Here is a 4,513-nt window from a genome sequence, read left to right on the forward strand (position 1 = left end):
CGTCAGGGTGGGGCGTCCCCGCACGGCCCGCGGGGACCGGTGGGTCCTCGCGGAGGCTCGGGGGCCGGGCGGCGGGGCCGCGCGGCGGGTTTCGCGGGGCGATGGGCCTCGCGGGGGTGCGGGGCGGTGGGCCTCGCGGCGTGTTTCGGGTCAGGAGGCCGAGGCGGCGGGCGGGTCGGCCCGCTGCCCCGGGACCGCCGGGGGCGGTGTCCGCTCGTCCATGTGGAAGAGGCGGTCGCGGATCTTGCGTTCGAACTGCCGCCGCGTCGTGGCGATGTGCTCGGCCATGAGCACGGCCGCGCGTTCCGCCTCGCCCGCGGCGACCGCCTCGGCGACGCCGAGGTGCTGTTCGGCGGCGACCTCCAGCGAGCCCGGGGCGTCCCCGTGGAAGAGCAGGACGTCGGACTGGGAGGCGAGGCGGCGGATGTTGCCGATGCTCGACCGCAGGAAGAGGTTGTGCGCCGCCGCGCCGACCGCGTTGTGGAAGGCCGCGTCGGCCTCCGCGAAGCCGTAGGCGTCGGCGGCGCGCGCGGCGCTCGCCGAGGTGGTGGCGCTGCTCCTGATGTCCCGTACCTCCAGCGGGGTGGCGAGCGAGGCCGCGCGGCGGGCGGTCTCGGTCTCGATCACCGTGCGGTAGTCGAGCAGCATCAGCACGTGCTCCATGCTGGTCGGCCGGAAGTGCAGGGTCTGGTCGTCGTCCACCAGTCCCCCGGCCGACTCGGCCACGAAGATGCCCGCGCCGCGCCGTACGCTCAGCCGCCCGATGCCCGCGAGGGTCTTGACGGCCTCGCGGGTCACGTTGCGGGAGGCGCCGAGGAGTTCGGCGAGCTTCTGCTCGGTCGGGAGCCGGTCGCCGGGACGCAGTCGCCGCTCGGCGATGTGGTTGAGCAGCAGCTCGGCGACCCGTTCGTAGCCGGGCCGGTACGTGCCCGGCTCGGGCTCGGGTGCGTGGCTCCCGCCCGACGTCTGCTTCGGCGCTCCCACGGCGCTTCCCCCTCCAGCGGTGACGGATTAATCAGGTTCATCGGCGCCGCAACTATGACATCCGCGTTACGCGTTCGGAAGATGTGGCGGAAAAAATCTTCAAACCGCTTATGCAAAACAGGACATAAATTGATCAAAAGGGCTTTTAATCGCTGGCATTGCGCCGAATGGATCTGACTCTTATGGTCCTGGCGTACCGAAGTACGCCGGATGGCGCCGCATGACGCCGCCGGGCCACGCCCGCCGGCGCGGCTTCGGTCCACCCCGGCAACGCCTCCGGTCGCCCTTCCCGCCGACCGCGCGTCCCCCTCGCCCCCACCCCTCGCTCCTCCCTGCGAAAGGACCGCGATGAAACTCGCACGCATCGGCGCCCCCGGCGCGGAACGGCCGGTCGTCTCCGGCGCGGACGGCACCTGGCGCGAGCTGGCGCCCCTCCTCGGCGGCGCCGACCTCACCCCGGCGACGCTCGCCACCGCCCTCGCCGCGACGGACCTGGACGCGCTGCCGGAGGTGAGCGGCGCTCCCGAGCGCTTCGGCCCGCCCCTCGCCGCGATCGGCAAGATCGTCTGCATCGGCCTCAACTACCGTCAGCACGCCGCCGAGACGGGCGCCGAGGTGCCCGCCGAGCCGATCGTCTTCCTCAAGACGCCGGACACCGTCGTCGGCCCCGACGACGAGGTGCTGATCCCGCGCGCCTCCCACAAGACGGACTACGAGGTCGAACTCGCCGTCGTCATCGGCCGCGAGGCCCGCTACCTGCCCGACACCGCGTCGGCCGCCGCCTGCGTCGCCGGATACGCCGTCAGCAACGACGTCTCCGAGCGGGAGTTCCAGATCGAGCGCGGCGGCCAGTGGGACAAGGGCAAGAACTGCGAGACCTTCAACCCGTTCGGCCCCTGGCTGCTCAGCGCCGACGAGGTCCCCGACCCGCAGGCCCTCGGCCTGCGCCTGTGGGTCAACGGCGAACTGCGCCAGGACGGCGGCACGCACGACATGATCTTCGGCGTCCACGAGATCGTCCGCTACCTCAGCCACTTCATGACGCTGCGCCCCGGCGACGTCATCAACACCGGCACCCCGGCCGGTGTCGCGCTCGGCAGCCCCGACACGCCCTACCTGCGTCCCGGTGACGTCATGGAGGTCGAGATCGACGGCCTCGGCCGCCAGCGCCAGACCCTCGGGAAGGCATGAGATGACCACCAGCCCCACCACCTCCACCACGCCCGCCACCATCCCCGCCCCGCTCGCCGGGCTGCGCGCCCTCGTCACCGGCGGCGCCTCGGGCCTCGGCCGCGCGACCGCGCTCCGCCTGACCGCGTACGGCGCCCGCGTCGTCGTCCTCGACCGCGCGGGCGAGGCCCCCGAGGGCACCGCCGGACTCGTCCGCGCCGACCTCGCCGACGACGCCTCGGTCCGTACCGCCGTCGCCGAAGCGCTCACCCTGCTCGGCGGCCTCGACATCCTCGTCAACAACGCGGGCATCGGCGCCCAGGGCACCGTGGAGGACAACGACGACGCCGAGTGGCACCGCGTCCTCGACGTCAACGTCGTCGGCCTCGTCCGCGTCACGCGCGCCGCGCTGCCCGCGCTCCGCGACTCGGCGCACGGCGCCGTCGTCAACATCGGCTCGATCGCCGCGACCGCCGGGCTCCCGCAGCGCGCCCTCTACACCGCGAGCAAGGGCGCGATCCTCTCGCTGACCCGCGCGATGGCCGCCGACCTGCTCCCCGAGGGCATCCGCGTCAACGCGGTCAACCCCGGTACGGCGGACACCCCGTGGGTCGGCCGGCTCCTCGCGAGCGCCGCCGACCCGGCCGCCGAGCAGGCCGCCCTCGCCGCCCGCCAGCCGCACGGCCGTCTCGTCGCCGCCGACGAGGTCGCCGAGGCCGTCGCCCACCTCGTCTCGCCCGCCGCCTCCTCCACGACGGGCACCGCCCTCGCCGTGGACGGCGGCATGGACGGGCTGCGCCTGCGCAAGGAAGGATGAGCGCCGTGCCCGAGCAGTCCGCCACTCCCCCGCACGGGGCCGCCCCCGGGGCCGGGACCCCGCGCGCCGTCCGCCGCTTCGCCTCCGTCATCCGGCTGCGCCCGGAGAAGGAGGCCGAGTACCGCGCCCTGCACGCCGACGCCTGGCCGCAGGTCCTCGCGACGCTCACGGCGGCCCGGATCGGGAACTACTCGATCTTCCTGCGCGACGGGCTCCTCTTCTCCTACCTGGAGTACTACGGGGACGACTACGAGGCCGACCAGGCGCGCATCGCCGCCGACCCCGCCACCCGCCGCTGGTGGGAGCTGACCGACCCCTGTCAGCGGCCCGTGGACTCCGCCGCGCCCGGTGAGACCTGGGCACCGGCCGAAGAGGTCTTCCACCTCGACTGAGGCCCGGGCCCCGCCGGGCCCGCGCCACCCCGCTCATCCCCCGTGCCGTACGCGCCCGACCGGCCGTACGGCACGGGCCCGGCCCGAAGGACGACCGTGCGCATCGACGCCCACTTCCACCTCTGGGACCTGGACCGGCACGAACACGCCTGGACCAGGGAGAGCCCCGTCCTGCACCGCACCTACCGCCCCGCCGACCTGCGCCCCGCGCTCGCGGCGGCCGGTGTCGGGCGGGCCGTCCTCGTGCAGACCGTGCCCGAGCCGTGGGAGACGCCCGAACTCCTCGCGCTCGCCGCCGAGGAGGAGTTCATCGGCGCCGTCGTCGGCTGGAGCGATCTCACCGCCCCCGGCGTGGCCGACGCGATCGCCCGGCTGCGCGCGCTGCCCGGCGGCCGGTTCCTCACCGGGCTGCGGCACAACGTCCAGGACGAGCCGGGCACCACGTGGTTCACGCGCCCCGAGGTGCGCCGGGGACTGCGGGCGCTGGGCGCGGCCGGACTCGTCTACGACCTCCTCGTGCGCCCCGACCAGCTCGGCGCCGCCGTCGCGCTCGCGCGCGCCCTGCCCGAGGTGCGCTTCGTGCTCGACCACGCGGGCAACCCCGTCATCGGCGCGGCCCCCGCCCCCGAGTGGACGGCGGCCATGGCCGCGCTCGGTGAACTCCCCCACGTGGCGGTCAAGTTCTCCGGTCTCCTCACCCGTACCGGCGAGGCCGACCCGGTGACCGCCCTCGCACCCTACGCGGAGACGCTCCTCGGCACGCTCGGCCCGGACCGCGTCCTGTTCGGCTCCGACTGGCCGGTGTGCCGCCTCACCGCCGAGTACGACGCGGTCCTCGCCGTGACCGAGGCGCTGCTCGCGCCGCTCGCGCCCGCCGCGCGCGCCGCCGTCCTCGGCACCAACGCGGCCACGTGGTACGCGATCACCGCCTGAATCCCGCCCCGGCACGGAACACGGAGTCCAGCATGACCACCAGCCCCCGCCGCACCCTCGGCCGCGGCGGCGTCGCCGTCAGCCCCCTCGGCTTCGGCGCCGCGCCGCTCGGCAACCTCTACACCCCGCTCGACGAGGAGACCGCCCGCGCGACCGTGGACGCCGCCTGGGAGGCCGGTGTGCGCTACTTCGACACCGCCCCGCACTACGGCCTCGG

Annotated in this window: 6 protein-coding genes; 5 read left to right on the forward strand and 1 reads right to left on the reverse strand. The window is 74.8% G+C overall.

The window, feature by feature from the left end; all coding sequences use genetic code 11:
- Positions 1-150 precede the first annotated feature (150 nt).
- Positions 151-984, reverse strand: coding sequence for a FadR/GntR family transcriptional regulator (locus SSBG_RS03725; RefSeq protein ID WP_008744889.1), 834 nt, complete (start codon positions 982-984; stop codon positions 151-153).
- Positions 985-1,332: 348 nt separating this feature from the next.
- On the opposite strand from SSBG_RS03725, the gene SSBG_RS03730 reads away from it, so the two are divergent.
- The 5 genes from SSBG_RS03730 to SSBG_RS03750 form a co-directional block, all read left to right on the forward strand.
- Positions 1,333-2,175, forward strand: coding sequence for a fumarylacetoacetate hydrolase family protein (locus SSBG_RS03730; protein WP_008744890.1), 843 nt, complete (start codon positions 1,333-1,335; stop codon positions 2,173-2,175).
- 1 nt (position 2,176) lies between these two features.
- A complete protein-coding gene (locus SSBG_RS03735; RefSeq protein WP_008744891.1) occupies positions 2,177-2,971 on the forward strand; it encodes an SDR family NAD(P)-dependent oxidoreductase in 795 nt (264 codons plus the stop codon).
- Entirely contained in the window at positions 2,968-3,363 is a 396-nt protein-coding gene (locus SSBG_RS03740; RefSeq protein WP_037868871.1) for an L-rhamnose mutarotase, read from the forward strand. The genes SSBG_RS03735 and SSBG_RS03740 overlap by 4 nt, the downstream gene beginning before the upstream one ends.
- A 96-nt stretch (positions 3,364-3,459) precedes the next feature.
- Positions 3,460-4,296, forward strand: coding sequence for an amidohydrolase family protein (locus SSBG_RS03745; protein WP_008744893.1), 837 nt, complete (start codon positions 3,460-3,462; stop codon positions 4,294-4,296).
- Positions 4,297-4,328: 32 nt separating this feature from the next.
- Positions 4,329-4,513, forward strand: a 185-nt coding sequence (locus SSBG_RS03750; RefSeq protein WP_037868872.1) for an aldo/keto reductase, incomplete at its 3' end; no start/stop codon positions are given.

This window comes from Streptomyces sp. SPB074 (assembly GCF_000154905.1).
Classification (GTDB): Bacteria; Actinomycetota; Actinomycetes; order Streptomycetales; family Streptomycetaceae; genus Streptomyces.

Excerpts from the sequence above, each read along its gene's own strand:
- SSBG_RS03740 (WP_037868871.1), top strand. The coding sequence starts at position 2,968 with ATGAGCGCCGTGCCCGAGCAGTCCGCCACTCCCCCGCACGGGGCCGCC.
- SSBG_RS03735 (WP_008744891.1), top strand. The coding sequence starts at position 2,177 with ATGACCACCAGCCCCACCACCTCCACCACGCCCGCCACCATCCCCGCC.
- SSBG_RS03730 (WP_008744890.1), top strand. The coding sequence starts at position 1,333 with ATGAAACTCGCACGCATCGGCGCCCCCGGCGCGGAACGGCCGGTCGTC.